The organism is Domibacillus sp. 8LH, from assembly GCF_038806185.1.
Classification (GTDB): Bacteria; Bacillota; Bacilli; order Bacillales; family Domibacillaceae; genus Domibacillus; species Domibacillus indicus_A.
Map to the genome: position 1 here is coordinate 1 of NZ_JAVJNG010000367.1, position 231 is coordinate 231.

The window sequence follows — 231 nt, forward strand, 5'->3', positions numbered from 1 at the left end:
AATACGTTCTGAGCGGTCGCCTGTACCGACAGCTGATTTACGGTTCTCATCAATTTCTGCCTGGGCTTCCTGTTGGTACTTATCATAGATTCGTGCACGTAACACTTTCATCGCTTTTTCTTTGTTCTTGATTTGCGACTTTTCATCCTGGATAGAAACGACAACCCCTGTTGGAACGTGAGTTAGTCGTACTGCTGACATGGTAGTGTTAACACTTTGTCCGCCGGGTCC

General features: G+C 46.3%; 1 protein-coding gene. It reads right to left on the reverse strand.

Features of this window, described 5'->3' with window-relative positions; translation table 11 throughout:
* Positions 1 to 231: peptide chain release factor-like protein (locus RG959_RS25040; protein ID WP_342799389.1), on the reverse strand; the 231-nt coding region annotated here is incomplete at both ends.